This is a genomic window from Streptomyces sp. JLYT201 (assembly GCF_059448825.1).
Genome location: NZ_CM182551.1, coordinates 1,227,286 through 1,246,065 on the forward strand (window position 1 = coordinate 1,227,286; position 18,780 = coordinate 1,246,065).

Genomic DNA, 18,780 nt, shown 5'->3' on the forward strand with positions numbered 1-18,780 from the left:
AGACAGTTCCGGCACCCCACACCCTTGTGGGCCGGCCGTCAGCCCCGCGCTCCCAGCAGGTGGTCCATGGCCAGCTGGTCGAGCCGTTCGAAGGCCATCCCGCGCGCGGCCGCCGCTGCCACGTCGAACTCCTCGTAGGCGCCGCGGTCGGCGAGCAGCCCCGCCAGGCCGTCGTCAGCCGTGGGCTTCGCCAGTTCGTGCAGACGCGCGTCACGCAGCGCCTGGTGTACCTCTGGGTCGGCGCGGAAGGCCGTCGCACGCTCACGCAGGATCAGGTAGTTGCGCATGCAGCCCGCGGCGGACTCCCACACGCCCGCGTCGTCCTCGGTGCGCGGCGGCTTGAAGTCGAAGTGGCGCGGCCCGTCGTAATCGCCTCTCTCCAGGAGGTCGACCAACCAGAAGGCGCTGCGCAGGTCTCCCGCGCCGAACCTCAGGTCCTGGTCGTACTTGATGCCGTTCTGGCCGTTGAGGTCGATGTGGAAGAGCTTGCCCGCCCACAGGGCCTGCGCGATGCCGTGCGGGAAGTTCAGGCCCGCCATCTGCTCGTGGCCCACTTCGGGGTTCACGCCGTACAGTTCGGGCCTCTCCAGGCGCTCGATGAACGCGAGGGCGTGTCCCACGGTGGGCAGCAGGATGTCGCCGCGCGGCTCGTTCGGCTTGGGCTCGATCGCGAAGCGCAGGTCGTACCCCTGCTCGGTCACATAGGCGCCGAGCAGGTCGAAGGCCTCCTTCAGCCGGTCGAGCGCGGCGCGTACGTCCTTGGCCGCGCCGGACTCGGCGCCTTCCCGCCCGCCCCAGGCGACGTAGGTGCGCGCGCCGAGTTCGACGGCGAGGTCGATGTTCCGGATCGTCTTGCGCAGCGCGTATCTGCGGACGTCCCGGTCGTTCGCCGTGAACGCGCCGTCCTTGAAGACGGGGTGCGTGAACAGGTTGGTGGTCGCCATCGGGACGACGAGTCCGGTGTCGTCCAGGGCCGCGCGGAAACGCTTGACACGGGTGGCGCGGTCCGCCTCGGAGGCGCCGAACGGGATGAGGTCGTCGTCGTGGAACGTCACTCCGTAGGCCCCGATTTCCGCGAGGCGGCGTACCGCGTCGGCCGGGTCGAGCGGCGCCCTGGTGGCCTCGCCGAAGGGGTCCCGGCCCTGCCAGCCGACGGTCCACAGACCGAAGCTGAACTTGTCCTCCGGGGTGGGCTGGTAGCTCATGTGTGGCTCCTCGACGGCTCCGGGGCTATTTCGTCATGGCGATTGACAAATTAGTATCCTCACGCGCCGCTGAGAAGGCCGAGGCCCACATCGGGTATCTCTGGGCGGGCACGCCCTCGGGGCAGAAGCACCTCCCGGGGGTGGGCACATCCCGTGGGTACAGCCCGGTGGGTACATCCCGGTGGGACGGTCGTGTGCCGGGCGAGTGCCCGGCACTCCCGAGAAGCGCAGAGCAGCGGAAACGGAGAAGCCGATGTCGTCAGCGCCAGCAGCCGAGGGTCCCCTTGTCGTCGGTGTGGACAGTTCCACGCAGTCCACCAAGGTCCTGGTCGTCGACGCGGCCACAGGGCGGGTCGTCGCCGGCGGTCAGGCACCGCACACGGTCACCTCGGGCTCGCGGCGGGAGAGCGATCCGGAGCAGTGGTTCAGCGCCCTGGGCGACGCGCTGCGCCAGTGCGGCACCTACGCGCGCGAGGCCGCCGCCGTGTCGGTCGCCGGACAGCAGCACGGCCTCGTCACGCTCGACGAGCGCGGCAGGCCCGTGCGCCCCGCGCTGCTCTGGAACGACGTGCGCTCCGCACCCCAGGCCCGGCGACTCGTCGAGGAACTGGGCGGCGCCAAGGCGTGGGCCGACCGCGTCGGCAGCGTCCCCGGGCCGTCCTTCACCGTCACCAAGTGGGCCTGGCTCGCCGAGCACGAGCCGGCGTCGGCCCGCGCGACCACCGCCGTACGGCTCCCCCACGACTACCTCACACAGCGCCTCACCGGTTCCGGCACCACGGACCGGGGCGACGTCTCCGGCACGGGCTGGTGGGCGTCCGCCACCGAGTCGTACGACGAGGACATCCTCGGCCTCGTGGGCCTCGACCCCGCGGCACTGCCCCGCGTGGCACTCCCCGGGGAGGTCGTCGGCACCGTGCGCGGCAGCGGTGAACTGCCCTTCTCCCCAGGCACACTGGTGGCGCCCGGCACCGGCGACAACGCGGCGGCCGCCCTGGGCCTCGGTCTGCGCCCCGGCATCCCCGTGCTCAGCCTCGGCACATCCGGCACGGTGTACGCGGCCTCGGAGCAGCGCAGTACGGATCCGACGGGCACGGTCGCCGGATTCGCCGACGCGCGCGGCGCCTGGCTGCCGCTCGCCTGCACGCTCAACTGCACCTTGGCCGTCGACCGCGTGGCCGCCCTCCTGAGCCTGGATCGCGACGCCGTGCAGTCCGGTGGGTCCGTCACCCTGCTCCCCTACCTCGACGGCGAGCGGACCCCGGACCTGCCGCACGCCGCGGGCCTACTGCAGGGGCTGCGCCACGACACGACACCGGGCCAGATCCTGCAGGCGGCCTACGACGGGGCGGTCCACGCGCTCCTGGGCGCTCTGGACGCCATCCTCGACGCGGACGCGGACCGCTCGCAGCCACTGCTCCTCATCGGCGGCGGAGCACGGGGCACCGCGTGGCAACAGACCGTACGGCGCCTGTCCGGCCGCCCCGTACAGATTCCCGAAGCCCGTGAGCTCGTCGCGCTCGGCGCCGCCGCGCAGGCGGCAGGGCTACTGACGGGCGAGGACCCGGCGGCGGTCGCACGCCGCTGGAACACCGCGCGCGGGCAGGTGTTCGACGCCGTGGACCGGGACGAGGCAGCACTCTCCAGGATCGCGGACGTGCTCCGCGACGCGGCACCGCTGCTGGAAGGGGACGCCACAGCATGAGCGCACCACCCCGCACGACGCACCCCGGGACGTCCGGAGCCCGGCTGCCCGACACCCAGCAGGGCATGCGTCGCCGCAATCTCGCGCGCGTGATGCACACGGTCGCCGCACACGGCCCGCTGTCGCGTGCTTCCGTGGCTTCCCGAATCGGCCTGACGCGAGCAGCCGTGTCCACGCTGGTGGACGAACTGGTCCGCTCGGAGCTCCTGGAGGAGTTGGGCCCCGAGCGGCCCGGCAGGGTGGGCCGCCCCGGTTCCGCACTCGCCGTCAGCGCGCGAGGACCCGTCGGCATCGGAGCGGAGGTGGGCGTCGACCATCTCTCCGTGTGCGCGGTCGACCTGCGCGGCGACGTACGCGCGCGTGCGCAGCGACGGGTCGGCAACCGGGGACGTGCGCCCGAGCCCGTGCTCGCGGACCTCGCCTCCCTGATCCGCGGGGTCACTCAGGACGCCGAGCGCGAAGGGCTGCGTCCGGCAGGTCTGGCCGTCGCGGTGCCCGGCCTGGTCGCCCGCGACAGCCAGACGGTCGTGCGTGCCCCCAACCTCGACTGGCACCACACGGACATCGGCCCGCTCTTGGCGTCGGAGCTGCCCCTGACCGTCGACAACGAAGCCAACTTCGGCGCCCTGGCGGAGCTGTGGGTCGGCGATGACGTGCCGGACGACTTTCTGCACGTCTCCGCGGAGATCGGCATCGGCGCGGCGCTCGTGGTCGACGGAATGCTGCTGCGCGGCAGCCGTGGCTTCGCGGGCGAGCTGGGGCACGTGCCGATCCGCCCCGACGGGCCGCGGTGCGCGTGCGGCGGACGCGGGTGTCTGGAGCGGTACGCGGGTGAGGAAGCGGTGCTGCGCGCCGCGGGGCTGCCACCGGGACCGGACCGCCTCAGCCTGCTCGTCGAACGCGCCGTCGCCGGCGACGAAGAGGTTCTCGGGGCGCTGCGCGACGCCGGGACCGCGCTGGGGATCGCCCTGACCGGCGCCGTCAATCTCCTCGACCCGCGGACGATCGTGCTCGGCGGCGCCCTGTCCCGTCTGGCGCCGTGGCTGCTGCCCTGTTTGGAAGGCGAGTTGGGGCAGCGCACCACAGGCCCGGGTTGTGCCGTCGCCGTCTCTCGCCTCGGCTCGGAAGGGCCGCTGCTGGGGGCGGCGCACGCTGTGGTGCGGGCGGTGCTCGACGATCCGGCGGGGGTGGCCTAACTCCCACTGGATCCGGCCAGGCGAGGCCCGGCCGGTCCAGGCCCTCCGAGCGTCCCCTGCCGGGCCGGTCCGGCACGTCCCCGGCACATCCCCGGCACGGAATGTCCCGGCGCAGCGTTGCCCCCTGCCCTCCCCGGCATGCTCCGCCCAGGCGTGGGGCGAGCCTCCGTTCCCCTGTCACCCACACGAGTGGTCAGGTTTTCCACAGCCACCGCACCGTACACAGATGCGCTGCGGGCACTTCCACCTCAATCTCCAACGGCCGTACGGTGATTCACGTGAGCCGAGCGCTCCGCGGACGGCGGGGCGAGGCCACGATGATCGGGGGATTCGCATGTCCGGACTTCGCATGCCGAGGGCGCGCCCGTCGGGGTTTCCCACCTCGCGGTTGCGCACGACGGGGTGTCACACGTCAGGGGAAATCAAGCCGGGAGCGGCGCGTCAGCTCCGCAAAGGCCTGGCTGGAAGTGTCACCCTCGTGCCCGCGACGGCGCGCGCGGGCCCGCCGCATGAACCGGATCCACCGCATGAACCGGATCCACCGCATGAACCGGGTCCACCGCATGAACCGGGTCCACCGCACGAACCGGATCCACCGCACGCCCCACACCGACCGTACGCACGACTTGCACCCACACGGCCCAGAGCGGAGCACCACCCGATGAGCACCCCGCCTCTGCTCGGCATCCGCCCCGGGCCGGACCGGAACGCCTGGCCACGACGCGGCGCACCGCGCCTCACCCCCACAGCTCCCGGAACCGCGCCCGATCCGCACCTCGCACGCACTGCGCACGCCCCTTTCATTCCGAGCGCCGCACCCGACCCGCTCACCGAACGCGACCTCCCACAACAACCCGCACGAGATTTCGACTTCAGCAATCTGGACGTGCCCCAGCACGCCGCTCACACTGTGCGAACGACCGTGGCGAACGATCCCCACACGCACCACACGTGCGTGGCGAAGCTCCGCGAGGAGCGGCCGCGCCATCGCCGTCATACCGCGCGCCACGAGATATGAAGCTCTGCCTGCAGGATCCGGCCCTCCACGCACCCTGAGACGCGCACACCGCGCAGTCCAGCCGCTCCCCCCACCGAGAGGCAGAACAGCCATGGATCAAGCAAGTGAACGAGCTGCGCACCAGACGCCGGACGCGCCGGGCGACAGCACTCGACCACCGGCGCCACGCCCGGCGAGACTCCAGCCCAGCAGGCGCCGCATCCTCCAGGGCGCGGCACTCGCCGCCGTGCCTTCGGCCCTGCTGACGTCCCCGCACGCCGTGGCGAAGACGCGGCGCCAGGCCGCCTACCCGCCCGTCGAGTGGGTCCCGGCCAGCTCCTCGAACTACACCGCCTCCAACCGCCCCAGCAGCTATCCCATCACCTACGTCGTCGTACACGTCACCCAGGAGACGTATGCCGACACGCTGGCCATCTTCAAGAACCCGGCGAAGAAGGTGTCCGCGCACTACGTGGTCCGCTCGGCGGACGGGCACATCGCACAGTGCGTCAGCGAGCGGAACGTCGCCTGGCACGCGGGCAACTGGACCTACAACACGCGCAGCATCGGCATCGAGCACGAAGGATGGGTGGATCAACCGGAGTACTTCACCGACGCGATGTACGAGCAGTCCGCCCTCCTCACCGCGGCGATCTGCGGCAAGTACGCCATCCCGAAGGACCGCCAGCACATCATCGGCCACGTCGAGGTCCCCGGCACCGATCACACGGATCCCGGACGCTACTGGGACTGGTCGCGCTACATCCGCTTGGTCAACTCCGCCTGACGGCCGGGAAAGACCGGCCAGCGGGGGCGCGCGGGCGCTTGTCGGCTTCTGTTCCCGGGGTGACGATGGCAGCGCCGCACCGCTGTCATCGCCGTCATCACTGTCCGGAGGCCGACTTGACCGATCCATGGGTGGCCCTCGAGCCCGGCGCCGACCCCGCCGAGCGGGTGCGCACGATCCGTCGGGCCCATGAGCGGTTCACCGCGGCGGGGACCGTCGCCCGTCCGGTGCGCTCCGCGGTGGCCGACTCGTGGCGTCGTTCGGCACGGGCCCGGGTCAGCCCCGCGGGCACCGGGGCGTCGGTGGAGCTGACGGCCGGGGATCTGGGCGCCTATCGGGCGGAGCATCCGCTGTCACGGGTGATGCCGCTGTTCCGGGAGTTGATGGGAGGCTTCGCCAAGGACGGCGAACACCTGCTCGCGGTGTGCGACGCGCACGGCAGGCTGCTGTGGGTCGAGGGGCACACCACGACCCGGACGCAGGCGGGACGGATGAACTTCGTGCCGGGCGCGCGCTGGGCGGAGTCGGCGATGGGGACCAACGCGCCGGGGACGGCTGTGGCCGTCGACCGGCCGGTGCAGGTGTTCGCCACGGAGCACTTCGTCCGCGAGGTCCAGTCGTGGACGTGTGCGGCCGCACCGGTGCACGACCCCCGCACCGGGCGGCTGCTCGGAGCCGTCGACGTGACCGGTGGGGACGGCCTCGCCCACCCCCACAGCCTGGCGTTCGTCCAGGCGGTGGCGCGGGCTGCGGAGTCCCAGCTGGCCTTGCTCGCACCTGCGGTGGACCCCGCGGACACCTTGGAGCTGACGGCGCTCGGCCGGGACGAGGCCTTGGTGCTCGTGGGCGGACGCAAGCGGCGCCTGAGCCGACGGCACAGCGAGATCATGGTGTTGCTGGCCCGGCACCCCGAGGGCCTGACCGGCGACGAACTGCTGTGCGCGCTGTACGAGGACCAGGCGGTGACGCCGGTGACGTTGCGGGCGGAGCTGACGCGGCTGCGGCAGGTGCTCGGCCCTGAGGTGCTGCGGTCGCGGCCGTACCGCCTCGCGGTGCCGGTCACGTCGGACGTGGACGTGGTGGAGCGGCGGCTGGGGTGCGGGGCGGTGACGGCGGCGTTCTCCGTCTATGCGGGGCCGCTGTTGCCGGGGGCCCAGGCGCCCGCGGTGGTGCGGTTGCGGCGGCGGCTCGCGGACCAGATGCGGGCGGCGCTGATCGTCCGCGGGGACCCGGACCTCCTGTCGGACTGGGCGCACGCGCCGTGGGGTGAGGACGACGTGGAGGTGTGGCGGGCGCTGGCCGCGGTGCGGCCGACGCCACCGGTGGTGGCCCGCGTGCGGTCCCTCGACCAGGAGTTCGCGGCGGACGGCTTCGACCGCACACTGCGACCGTAGGCCCGCGGCACGGCGTACGTTCCACCACTGGAGCCCCGGCCACTGCGGGCGGCAGCACGCAACGTACTTGCAACCTCGCCCTCCGTACGCTCCCGCCGAGAGCTGCCCAACGGCGGGCAGCGTGTCCGGGGAGGCAGTCACATGGCCCGTTACGCGGCGCCCGGTACCGAGGGCGCGGTCGTGTCCTATCAGGCCAGGTACGACCACTTCATCGGGGGCGAGTACGTGCCGCCGGCGCGGGGGCAGTACTTCGAGAACCCGAGCCCGGTCAACGGGCAGCCGTTCACGGAGATCGCCCGGGGTACGGCCGAGGACGTGGAGCGGGCGCTGGACGCGGCGCACGCCGCCGCGCCCGCGTGGGGGCGTACGTCCCCCGGTGAGCGCGCGGCCGTCCTGCGGCAGATCGCGGACCGCATGGAGGCCAACCTCGAGCAGTTGGCGGTGGCGGAGAGCTGGGAGAACGGCAAGCCGGTGCGGGAGACGCTGGCGGCGGACATTCCGCTGGCCATCGACCACTTCCGGTACTTCGCGGGGGTGATCCGCGCGCAGGAGGGGACGCTCAGCGAAGTCGACGACGACACCGTGGCGTACCACTTCCACGAGCCGCTCGGGGTGGTGGCGCAGATCATTCCGTGGAACTTCCCGATCCTGATGGCGACGTGGAAGCTGGCGCCCGCGCTCGCGGCCGGGAACGCCGTGGTGCTCAAGCCCGCCGAGCAGACCCCGGCGTCGATCCACGTGTGGCTGAGCCTGGTGAGCGACCTGCTGCCGCCGGGTGTGGTGAACGTGGTCAACGGCTTCGGCGTCGAGGCGGGCAAACCGCTGGCGTCCAGCCCGCGGGTGGCCAAGGTCGCGTTCACGGGCGAGACCACGACGGGGCGGCTGATCATGCAGTACGCCTCGGAGAACATCAAGCCGGTCACGCTGGAGCTCGGCGGCAAGAGCCCGAACATCTTCTTCGACGACGTCTGGGCGGCCGACGACGACTTCCGCGACAAGGCCCTCGAAGGCTTCACCATGTTCGCGCTCAACCAGGGCGAGGTCTGCACCTGTCCCTCGCGGGCGCTCGTCCAGCGCGGGAACTACAGCGAGTTCCTGGAGGCGGCGGTCGCCCGCACCGAGCTGATCAAGCCGGGCCACCCCCTGGACACGGACACGATGATCGGCGCCCAGGCCTCCAACGACCAGTTGGAGAAGATCCTCTCCTATCTGGACATCGGCCAGCAGGAGGGCGCGAAGATCCTCACCGGCGGCCAGCGCATCGAGTACGACGGCGAGTTGGCGGGCGGCTGGTACGTACAGCCGACGATCTTCGAGGGCGACAACCGGATGCGGATCTTCCAGGAGGAGATCTTCGGCCCGGTCGTCTCGGTCGCGTCGTTCAACGACTTCGACGACGCCATCAAGATCGCCAACGACACCCTGTACGGCCTCGGTGCGGGGGTGTGGACGCGGGACATCAACACCGCGTACCGCGCCGGGCGTTCGATCCAGGCGGGCCGCGTATGGACCAACTGCTACCACGCCTACCCGGCACACGCCGCCTTCGGCGGCTACAAGCAGTCCGGCATCGGCCGCGAGACGCACAAGATGATGCTGGAGCACTACCAGCAGACCAAGAACCTCCTGGTGTCGTACTCGCCGAAGAAGCTCGGCTTCTTCTAGAGACACAAGAGAAGGCGCCTGACCTGGGCCTTTGCCCGTCAGGCGCCTTCTTCTCGACCGGGTCAGCACAGGGGTTGATTTGTGTTGTAACTCCCATTTTCTCCCCCTGCTGTCCCGCTTCCGACCAGCTGTTCCGGACCAGTGGCGGACCAAAACCCGACTCACCCCGACGGCAACGCTCCCTGGCTGACACAGGTTCACGCCTGCCTCGGCTGCTCGATGAGCCGGTTGGCCTGCTCCCGGACGCCATCCAGGAACTTGGCGTAGTGGCGGAAGAGGACCTCGATGCTCTGGCCCGTGCGGCGAACGCATTCGGCCGGCTCCACACCGGAGTACAGCCAGAACGAGATTCCGGCGTGCCGGAGATCGTAGGGCCGCTCGGCCGGCCCGGAGGTGAGTTCCACTCGGGTCAAGAGGCAGGTGCGGGCCCGCGCCCATGGTGTGCCGTACGCGGCAGCATCCACGCAGTTGCCTGCCTGATCCCGGCACAGCCGACCGTCCGGAGCCACCCCGAATCGTTCGATGTGCGCGAGGAGTATGCGCACGAAGGGCGGCGGGATGGGCACCGGCCGGGTCGCGGCGGCTGCGCGACGCTTCAGGAAGTGCACCTCGTGCACCGAGCCTCCGCCAACTTGAAGACGCAGGCCGAAGGGCTGGTGCAACCGGTTGGCGGAGCCACTCCGCGCGCATCCCGCACGGGCCGGTGCCACTCCCCATGCCTCCCACTCCCCGGCACCGCCGCGATCGCGGATCGACTACGTACGGCCGGGTACTCGGCGCCCCGCCGTACGTACCAGATCTCGTCCATAGGAGGGGACGTGGCCGACCGGGTGGAGGCCAGCTGGCAGGCCGACCACCCCCCGGACCGCCTCACCGAACCCTTGATGCGGGTCGACGGCCAACTGCGGCCCACGGACTGGGAGTCGGCGACGGGCGCGGTGGCCGACCGTTCACGCGAGGTGCTCGACGCAAACGGACCGCTGGCGATGACGTTCTACACGAGCGTGTAGCTGTTCGCCGAGGAGCACTACCTACAGACGCTCATCGCGCGGCGGCATAGGCACCCCCTCATGGACGGCAATACGCGGCTGTGCACCGCGACCGCCGAATGGGCCCTGATCGAGAGCTTCGGCAGTGACGGCGACTCCGGCTCGTACCGGGACCTGGATCTGTGCGACACGCTCTTCGTCATCGGGCACACCATCGCCGAGACGCAGACCGTCCTGTGGTCGCGCACCCTCGACCGGCTGCGCGGCCCCGACCGCGCGCGGCTGGTCGTCGTGGATCCGCGTACCATGCCCACGACCCGGGAGGCCGACGTCCATCTGCCGGTACGGCCCGGTACGAACGTGGCCCTGCTCAGCGCACTGCTCGGCGAGCTCAACGCCAACAAGTGGGTCGACGAGCGCTGGGTTCAGGAACGCGCAGTCGGATGCAGGGAGTTACTGGGCACTGTGGGCGACTGGGACGCGCGGCGGGCGGCGGGCGGCCGGGATCTGTGGGGTTCCGGCCGAGGACATCCGCGAGGACGCGCGGATCGTCGGGACCGGCGAGCGTCTGGTGTCGACCGTGCTACAGGGTGTCTACCAGGCCCATCAGGCGACCGCCGCGGCCGTCCAGGTCAACAACCTCCCTCTGCTGCGCGGCATGATCGGGCAGCCCGGATGCACGGTGTTCCAGATGAACGGACAGCCGACCGCGGAGAACACCCGCGAGACCGGCGCCGACGGCACGTTGCCCGCCTTCGCAACTGGCAGAACCCCGCCCACATCGGCGACATCGCCCGCGCCTGGAACATCGACGAACTGCGGCTTCCGCACTGGGCAACGCCCACCCGCACCGTGGAGGTCTTCCGCCAGTGCGAGACGGAAACGATCGGGTTCCTCTGGGTGAGCGGCACCAACCCGGCCGTCTCACTGCCCCAACTCCACCGCATACGCGCCGTGTGCGATCGCGAGGGACTGTCCCTCGTGGTGTCCGACGCGTTCCTCACCGAGACGGCGCAGCTCGCCGATGTCGTGCTGCCCGCCGCGCTGTGGGGCGAGAAGACCGGCTGCTGCACCAACACCGACCGCACCGTGCACCTCAACGAGAAGGCGGTCGAGCCGCCGGGGCAGGCGCGGACGGACTTCGGCATCCTCCTCGACTACGCCCGACGCCTTGAGCTGCGGGACAAGGACGGGGCGCCGCTGGTGAAGTGGGCACGGCCCGAGCAGGCCCGGAACGCGTTCACCGCGCTGACCCGCCGACGCCCGTGCGGCCGGAGCGGATTGACGTACGAGAAGCTGCGGGGCGCCGGGGGCATCCAGTGGCCCTGCACCCAGGACTCACCCGACGAAACCGGGCTCCGCTACGCCGACCATGCGTTCCCCACCGCCGCTGACCAGTGCGAGGACTACGGCCACGACCTGGTCGCCGGCGCACAACAGGACGCGGACGCCTACCGTGCCCACGACCCCGCCGGACGCGCCGTCATCAAGGCGGCCCCGTATCTTCCGCCGCATGAACCGGCGGACGAGGACTTCCCGTTCGAGCTGACCACCGGCCGGACCGTGCACCAATGGCACACCCGCACCAAGACCGCTCGCGCCCCTCAACTGCACAGTGGCGCACCGGAGATATGGGCGGATCTGTGCCGCGATGACGCGGTCCCGCTCGGCATCGGGGACGGCGACCTGGTCCGGGTGCGCCCGCGCCTGCCATTCGGTGTCCGAACGGCAGGTCGCCGCCCCGGGGACCCACTACCACCTGTGCGCGACGCTCGCCCGGCGCGCCGAGGTGCGCGCCACTCGCCTGACGGAACTCGCCGAGCCCTGCACCACCGACCTCTCCGACTCGCAGGTCCGGGTCAACTGGATCCTGCTGCGACAGGGCGCGCACGCCCTGCGGGACCGCCGGCTGCTCGACGTGGCCGTCGCGTTGCAGCGTGACGTGGTCACCGAGGTCACGTGGGTGAAGACGCGGCTGAAGAGGGGCGGCACCGCAGGCGTTGCTCGCCTCCGAGTAGGAGCGCGGCCTAGGTACGGTCGCCCTTCGGCTTCCCCGGCTGGTCCGGCGTGCCGTGCGGCGGAGGGCTCATGGGCTCTGGCGACGTGGCCGGCGTGACGGGCGAGCCCTTGCCGGTGCGGGAGTGCTCCGGGTGCGGTGCGGCCGGATCGCCTGCGGAGAGTGCGCTGCCCGCCTCGACCTGGCGGAGCCGCTCGGTGAGCAGCTCGATCACGCCGGTCCGCCGGGCATGGTCGCGTTCGTACGCGAGCAGCCGGCCCAGTGCGTCGGAGTCGAGGGAGCGGATGCGGTGCCGGAGCGAGCCGAGCGGCAGTTCGTCGTAGTCCGGCAGCGGCAGCGGCCCGGCCTGCTCGCCGGGCCCGGCGGCGGCCGGTCGATGCGCCGCACCTGGGCCCCCTGCCCTTGCACCCGCAAGGGCAGGTGTCGGTGTCGGCGGGGCCGAATCCGTCACGTCGAGCGCGACCTTGGTCCAGCCGTGCTCACGGCGGTCGAAGTGCTCGTATGCCGCGATCGCGTCCTGTGTCCCGGTCCACTGGGTGATGAGCGGCGCGAGGTCGAGGGAGCCGGTCCGCGCCATGTCGACGAGGCGCGGGATGTAACGGCGGTGGTGGCAGTTGCCTCCCTGGAGGGTGAGGTTCTTCTGCATGGCCTGCCCGATCGGGAACCGGTCGGCGCCCGGCGGGTACACGCCGATCATGCCGATGGTCCCGGCCTTGGCCGCCAGGTCGACGGCCCAGCGCGCCGCGAGACTCGGTGCGTCGCCCGGCACCCAGGTGCCGCCCGGGCCGGGGTGCTGCACCTCGGCGATCCGGTCGCGCTCCTCGTCGAACTCCCCCTCCGCGCCGGACAGGGCCTCTGCGGCCGGACCGCGCACGGGACGTTCCGCGTCGATGCCGACGGCCTCGACGACCCGGTCCACGCCGATGCCCCCGGTCATCTCCAGGACCGCGTCAATGGGGTCCTCGGCATTGAAGTCCACGGTCTCTGCGTGCTGTTCGCGGGCCAGGGCAAGCCGGTCCTCGACGCCGTCGACGACGATCACCCGGCCCGCGCCCTGCAGCCGGGCCGCGAGAACGGCGCACTGCCCGACGGGTCCCGCGCCCAGAACGGCCACGGTGTCACCGTTGCCGACCTGGGCGAGCTTCGCGCCAAACCAGGCGGTGGGCATGATGTCCGAGAGCAGGATCGCCTGTGCGTCGTCCACGGTTTCGGGCAGCGGTACGAGCCCGACATGGGCAAACGGCACCCGGGCGTACTCGGCCTGCAGTCCGTCCAGGCCGCCCGCTGCCTCCGGGCCGCCGAAGAAGGTCGTACCGCCGCGCCGACCGGCGGGGTTGGCGTGGTCGCACTGGGCGAAGTAGCCCGCGCGGCAGTAGCTGCACACTCCGCACGCGACCGTGGACGGGACCACCACGCGGTCGCCCGGCCGGAAGTTGCGCACTGCGGGACCGGTCTCCTCGACGACGCCCACCGCCTCGTGTCCGAGCACCCGCCCCTCGGCGAGGCCCGGCACGGTCCCGCGTACGAAGTGCAGATCGGTGCCGCAGATCGCCGATGTGGTGATCCTGACGATGGCGTCGTGGGGGTCCTGGATCTTGGGTTCCGGCACGTCGTCAAGCCGGATGTCACCGACCCCATGCCATACGACAGCCTTCATGGGTCTCTCCTCGGACTTTCCTTGTTCTGTGCGGGTTTCCCGGCCCGCCCTCGGCGGGCGGAGATCTCAGGCGGCGCGCTTGCCCCGTGCCGTCCGCCGTGCGCGCGCCCCCGCGGCCGCAAGACCCAGCGCCACCGTGGCGGTGCCCACCCTGCGAACCGCCGTGCGCCTGCCGCCGTTCCAGCCTCCTGTCTCCGAGGCCGGTTCGGCGGACGGCCGCAAGACGTTGCCGTCGGTGGGCGGGGCCGTACGCGTACGGGAGAGGTGGGAGCGGTCCATCTGGCGGGCCAGTGCCCGCTCCACCAGACCCGGCGTCCACTTCGCCTGCACGCCGAGCAACCTGCCCGCGGGGCCGACGTAGGCCTCCCGGCGGGGATGGCGCGCGAGGCGCGCCACCGTCTTCGCGGCGCGCCGTGCGGTGTAGACCGGCGCCATGGGGGTAACAGCGCGGCCCGAGTAGTTGGCCGCGTTGCGGAAGAAGGGGGTGTCCATCGTCGCGGGGAGCACGGTGCAGACATGGACGTCGCGCTGCCCGGCCAGCCTCAGCTCCTGGCGCAGACTGCCGCCCAGCGCACGGACCGCCGCCTTGGACAGGACGTAGGGGGTGTTGTACGGCACGACGGCGACGCCCACCACGGATGACACGTTGACGAGGGTGCCGTGCCCCTGCTCGCCCATCACGCGCAGGGCCGCGCGTGCGCCGTTGACGCAGCCGAGGATGTTCACGTCGAGGACCTGCCGGAAGGCGTCGTGCGGTACGTCCTCAAGTGGGCCGAAGGCGGCCACGGCGGCGCTGTTGACCCAGGTGTCGATCCGGCCGAAGCAGGTGACGGCCCGGCGCGCGAGATCGTCCACCGCCTTGGCGTCCGTCACGTCCGTGGGTGCCACGAGCACGCGAACGCCATGGCGCCCGCGCCAGTCCTCCGCGAGCTCCTCCAGTGCGTCCGCACGTCGGGCGGCGAGCACGAGGGCGTGGCCCCGGGCGGCGAACTCCCGCGCGCAGGCCAGGCCGACTCCGCTCGACGCTCCGGTGATCACAACGACCTGGTCCGGTTCGGCAGCCACGAGGCCCGGCTCCTTCCGTTCGGGGGCATCGGGTTTCCGGTTCACCCCCGACGCGCCCGCCGGGTACCCGAACGTCATCGGCCCACACAGCACTTGGCTCGGCACGGCCGGGAGGGGATGGTTCGGGCACAGGCGGTCACTCGGTGGCAATCCGTTGATCAGCACCGATGGGTCAGAGACCGGCCGAGTCGCCTGGAGGCAACCGTGGCCGTACGGCACCAGCTCATCCGCCGCCCTCCTGAGGCCCTGTGGGAGGTGCTCCGGGACGGGACGCGATACTGCGACTGGGTGGTCGGGACGCGTTCCACCTGTCCCGGCGACGGGAAGTGGTCCAAGGCCGCTTCCTGCGCTACGCGGTCCGCCTCGGCCCCAAGGAGGTCGAGGGCATGACCGTCGTACGCCGCCGCTAACCGCCGCGCGTACGCGCACTCGAATCCCACAGCGGCCCGTTCGGCACCGCGCGCATCGCCTTCGACATCCGCCCCTGGGACGAGCACCCGCTGCGCGGCCTCGGCGGCGCCCTGCACAACAGCGCGCTGGACGCCCTGCTGCATCTGCGGCCGCTCACCAGCCTCGCCCGGGTCGTCGAGGAATCGACTCCGGACACGTCAGATGAGGGTGCCGAGGCGGCGGACCCGAGCGGGGCAGCCGTCGATGCCTGACGCCGTGGTGATCAGCAGCGGTCCCTACGGGCTGGCGACCTGCCGGCCGACGCGGGCCGGCAGGTCGCCGCCCTGGAGGCGCGGGACGAGCCGGGTGGCGCGGTGCGCAGCGACCGCGGTGCGCATCCGGACTATGTGAGCGACGTGTTCAGCGCGTTCTCTCCACTCGCCGCCGCCTCGCCGGTGATCACCTTCCTGGGCCTTCACCGGTACGGGTCGCGCTGGAGCCACGGCCCGCACGTCCTCGCCCATCCGCTGCCGGACGGCCGCTGCGCGGTGCTCGACCGCGACCGCGCGGCCGCACTTCCGCATCCGCCGCGAGGTGGTTCCGCAGCCCCCGGGAGGCAGGCGCGAGGCGGCTCCACGTTCCCAGGCGCGGGTTTCACTCCCCTGCCCACCGGCCCAACGCGTCGGAGCCGCGCCGGCACTCCTCCCACAGGCGGGTGGCCTCGACGACCAGCACGCCGTACGGGCGCGAGGCGTCGGCCAGCGGGAGTTCCCGTCGTACGGCCTCCTCGGCGAGGGCCTGGCGCAGTGCGCGCGCTTTCTCGGTCAGGCGCCTCAACTCGGTTGCCTGGGTGGCGAGATGGCCCTCGTCGAGTTCGCCGAGTACACGGGCGTACTCGTGCAGGGCGTCCAGGAAGCGTGCGTAGTTCCGCAGGAAGATCCCGTCCTCGATCCGCTCCCGGTCCTCCAGCCGCTCCTCGCGCTCGTGCCGGTCCTCGTCCGCGCGCCACCGGTGGAGGCTGCGGTGCAGTGAGGCCACCTGGTAGAGCGTGCGCACCAGGGCTTCGAGCACGGTCGCGTACCCGTCGAAGCTGGTGTGTCCGCGGTGTACGCGCAGCAGGCGGCGGGGGTTGAAGTAGACGCTGTCCTGGGCCGTCCGCAGATCCGCCCGTGCCTGCGCGATCAGGGCGTCCGCGTCGTCGAGCCGACGCGCGCGCCCGCCGCCCGCGCCCGGTTCCTCCTCGCGCAGCTCACAGGCGATGTCGGCGAGCAGCTCGGCGAGGGTACGGGCGAGGATCCCGATCCCGAACTCCGCGCTGCGGTAGCGCATCGGCGGCACCAGCACGACGTGGACGACCATGGCGATCGCACAGCCGATCAGGACGAGCAGGACGATCTGCCCGAGGTCCGCGAGGCGCTCACCGGTACCGGCCGCGGTGACGTAGAGGGAGAAGGCGAAGAACGCGGCCGTCGGCACCTGCATACCCAGTCGGCCGAGCTTCGCCCAGCGGCCGATGCCGAGCGTCACCAGCGCGACCAGCGCGAACGCCACCGGTCCCGGCCCGGCAAGCAGCGTGAGGGCCGCCTGCACGGCGACGCCCACGATCACCGCCGCCGCATAGCGCAGGGAGTGCAGCACCGAACGGTAGACGGTGGTCTGCAGGACAAGGACCGCGGAGAACGGGGCGAACGCCGGGGAACGCGCCTGCACCACCTCGCGGGCGACGACCCACGCCAGGGTCGCCGCCAGGGCGCTCTTGCCGGTGAGCAGCACGGTGTGCCGCTCGTGACCCGACCGGGTCACGGCGCGCCGCCACCATCGCACAGCCCTGTTCGCACGGTGCCGGAAGGTCTCGGTCATCAACGGTCACGCAGTACCCATGAGGCCGGGACGTATGTGCGGCCGGTCCGGCGGCATGAGTCACGTGTGGCGCACGTCCGGGTCACGTGTGGCGCACGTCCGGGTGCGCACCGTCGTCGCGTGCCCGAGCACACCCCCGTATCCGGGCATCTTCCGCGGCGATCGAGGCACTCAGTTCCCATGAACACACAAGGCACCTTCGGATCAGCGGCACTTGAGGGGCGCGCCGAGTCGTACTGGATGGCGACGTGTCCGCCGACGTCCCTGCCGCCGCTGTCCGCGGACACCGAGACGGACGTCGTGGTCATCGGCGGCGGCATCGCCGGGCTCAGCACCGCCTGGGAGCTGTCCCGCACCGGACTGCGGGTCGTCGTGCTCGAGGCCGACCGCATCGCCGCCGGAGTCACGGGACACACCACGGCCAAGGTCACCGCCCTGCACGGGCTGGTGTACGACCGGCTTCTGAACACCCGCGGGGAGCAGGCCGCGCGGCTGTACGCGCGCTCGCAGCAGGGTGCCGTCGAGCGCATCGCCACGGTGTGCAGGGAGCTGGGCATCGACTGCACGTGGGAACGGCGCCCCGCCTTCACCTACACCACCCGGCCCGAGAACCGGGCCATGCTGAAGGCGGAGGCCGCAGCCGCGCGCACGTCGGGACTCGACGCCCAGTTCGTGGAGGAGACGGGCCTGCCCTTCGAGGTGGCGGGAGCGGTACGGGCCGAGGGCCAGGCCCAGTTCCATCCGCGGGCCTATCTCCTCGCCCTGGCCGAGGACTTGCGGGCACGTGGCGCGGTGGTCCACGAGCGGACCCGGGTCACGGGTCTGAGCGAGGGCTCCCCGTGCCGGGTCACGACCGAGGCCGGGCACACCGTGACCGCGCGGGACGTGGTCGTGGCCACGCACTATCCGGTCTTCGACCGCGCTCTGCTGTTCGCGCGCCTGAAGCCCCGCCGTGAACTCGTCGTTGCCGCGCCGCTGCCCGCCGGGCAGGACCCGGCCGGCATGTATCTCACGGAGGACTTCGGAAAGCGGTCCGTGCGCACCGCGCCGTACGGCGACGGCCGGCGGCTCCTGATCGTCACGGGCGAGAACTTCACCCCGGGCGAAGGCGACGCCGCCGCCGGTTTCGCGCGGCTCGACGCATGGATGCACGCCCACTTCGCGGTGGGCCCCACCGCCTACCGGTGGGCGGCCCAGGACAACGACCCCAGCGACACCGTCCCGATGATCGGCCGCTTCCATCCGGGTGCCCGGCACACCTATGTCGCCACCGGCTTCGGCGGCTGGGGCATGACCGGCGGCGTACTCGCGGGACAGCTCCTGACCCGGCAGCTGCACGGCGAGGAGCCGCCGTGGACGGCGTTGTACGACCCGCGCAGGCTGTGGAGCACCGTGCGCGAGGCGCCCGCGCTCCTGAAGCAACAGGCCGATGTGGCCCGGCACTTCGTGGGCGACCGCATCGGCACCACGCATGTCGACTCGGTCGCCGAGATCGTCCCGGGAACGGGTGCGGTGGTACGTCTCGACGGCAGCCGCTGCGCCGTCCACCGCGACGAGTCGGGTGTCGTACAGGCCGTCTCGGCCCGCTGTACGCATCTGGGCTGTCTGGTCTCGTTCAACCAGGCCGAGACGGTGTGGGAGTGCCCGTGCCACGGTTCACGCTTCGCCGTGGACGGCACCGTCCTCTCCGGCCCGGCCACACGGCCGCTCGCGCCACGGGACGTTCCGAAGGAGTGAACGCCTGGAGGCGGTGTGCCGACCGGGGTGCGCTCGCTCCCAGGGCGGTACGGCGGGCGCGCGGCGCCCGGGTGCGCGGCTCACTCAGCGAGGGCCGTCTCCAGGCAGCCCCAGGG

At 71.9% G+C, this 18,780-nt stretch carries 13 protein-coding genes; 8 read left to right on the plus strand and 5 right to left on the minus strand.

Annotated elements, in window-relative coordinates:
- Positions 1-38: 38 nt before the first annotated feature.
- Complete coding sequence (xylA, locus tag AC5WAM_RS05250) at positions 39-1,205, minus strand: xylose isomerase (RefSeq protein ID WP_495521745.1); 1,167 nt, start codon at positions 1,203-1,205, stop codon at positions 39-41.
- A gap of 253 nt (positions 1,206-1,458) precedes the next feature.
- On the opposite strand from xylA, the gene xylB reads away from it, so the two are divergent.
- The 5 genes from xylB (at position 1,459) to exaC (ending at position 8,949) form a co-directional block, all read left to right on the plus strand.
- The gene (gene xylB / locus AC5WAM_RS05255) at positions 1,459-2,910 is read left to right on the plus strand and encodes a xylulokinase (RefSeq protein WP_495521746.1); all 1,452 of its coding nucleotides are present in this window, start codon (positions 1,459-1,461) and stop codon (positions 2,908-2,910) included.
- The gene (locus AC5WAM_RS05260) at positions 2,907-4,106 is read left to right on the plus strand and encodes an ROK family protein (protein WP_495521747.1); all 1,200 of its coding nucleotides are present in this window, start codon (positions 2,907-2,909) and stop codon (positions 4,104-4,106) included. Before xylB ends, AC5WAM_RS05260 begins: the two co-directional genes overlap by 4 nt.
- 1,244 nt (positions 4,107-5,350) lie before the next feature.
- Entirely contained in the window at positions 5,351-5,890 is a 540-nt protein-coding gene (locus AC5WAM_RS05265) for an N-acetylmuramoyl-L-alanine amidase (protein WP_495521748.1), read from the plus strand.
- A 116-nt stretch (positions 5,891-6,006) separates the two neighbouring features.
- Positions 6,007-7,284: a GAF domain-containing protein gene (locus AC5WAM_RS05270; protein WP_495521749.1), complete on the plus strand. Its 1,278-nt coding sequence runs from the start codon at positions 6,007-6,009 to the stop codon at positions 7,282-7,284.
- A gap of 141 nt (positions 7,285-7,425) precedes the next feature.
- Positions 7,426-8,949, plus strand: a complete 1,524-nt coding sequence (gene exaC, locus AC5WAM_RS05275; protein WP_138963850.1) for an acetaldehyde dehydrogenase ExaC — start codon at positions 7,426-7,428, stop codon at positions 8,947-8,949.
- Between the two features lie 197 nt (positions 8,950-9,146).
- Here the strand turns inward: exaC and AC5WAM_RS05280 are convergent, their stop codons facing one another.
- Positions 9,147-9,566, minus strand: a complete 420-nt coding sequence (locus tag AC5WAM_RS05280) for a hypothetical protein (RefSeq protein WP_495521750.1) — start codon at positions 9,564-9,566, stop codon at positions 9,147-9,149.
- A gap of 201 nt (positions 9,567-9,767) precedes the next feature.
- On the opposite strand from AC5WAM_RS05280, the gene AC5WAM_RS05285 reads away from it, so the two are divergent.
- Positions 9,768-9,959, plus strand: a complete 192-nt coding sequence (locus tag AC5WAM_RS05285) for a hypothetical protein (protein ID WP_495521751.1) — start codon at positions 9,768-9,770, stop codon at positions 9,957-9,959.
- Between the two features lie 60 nt (positions 9,960-10,019).
- Complete coding sequence (locus AC5WAM_RS05290) at positions 10,020-11,879, plus strand: molybdopterin oxidoreductase family protein (RefSeq protein ID WP_495521752.1); 1,860 nt, start codon at positions 10,020-10,022, stop codon at positions 11,877-11,879.
- A gap of 86 nt (positions 11,880-11,965) precedes the next feature.
- Here AC5WAM_RS05290 and AC5WAM_RS05295 read toward each other — a convergent pair whose 3' ends face one another.
- The 3 genes from AC5WAM_RS05295 to AC5WAM_RS05305 form a co-directional block, all read right to left on the minus strand.
- Positions 11,966-13,612 carry an alcohol dehydrogenase catalytic domain-containing protein gene (locus AC5WAM_RS05295; RefSeq protein WP_495521753.1) on the minus strand — a complete coding sequence of 549 codons (1,647 nt, stop codon included), beginning with the start codon at positions 13,610-13,612 and terminating at the stop codon, positions 11,966-11,968.
- A gap of 66 nt (positions 13,613-13,678) precedes the next feature.
- Positions 13,679-14,677 (minus strand): SDR family oxidoreductase, encoded by a 999-nt coding sequence (locus AC5WAM_RS05300; protein WP_495521754.1) that lies wholly within the window; start codon positions 14,675-14,677, stop codon positions 13,679-13,681.
- Between the two features lie 1,044 nt (positions 14,678-15,721).
- Entirely contained in the window at positions 15,722-16,870 is a 1,149-nt protein-coding gene (locus tag AC5WAM_RS05305; RefSeq protein ID WP_495521755.1) for an FUSC family protein, read from the minus strand.
- 237 nt (positions 16,871-17,107) lie between these two features.
- Here AC5WAM_RS05305 and AC5WAM_RS05310 point away from each other — a divergent pair, with 237 nt between their 5' ends.
- The gene (locus AC5WAM_RS05310) at positions 17,108-18,664 is read left to right on the plus strand and encodes an FAD-dependent oxidoreductase (protein WP_495521756.1); all 1,557 of its coding nucleotides are present in this window, start codon (positions 17,108-17,110) and stop codon (positions 18,662-18,664) included.
- Positions 18,665-18,780: the final 116 nt, after the last annotated feature.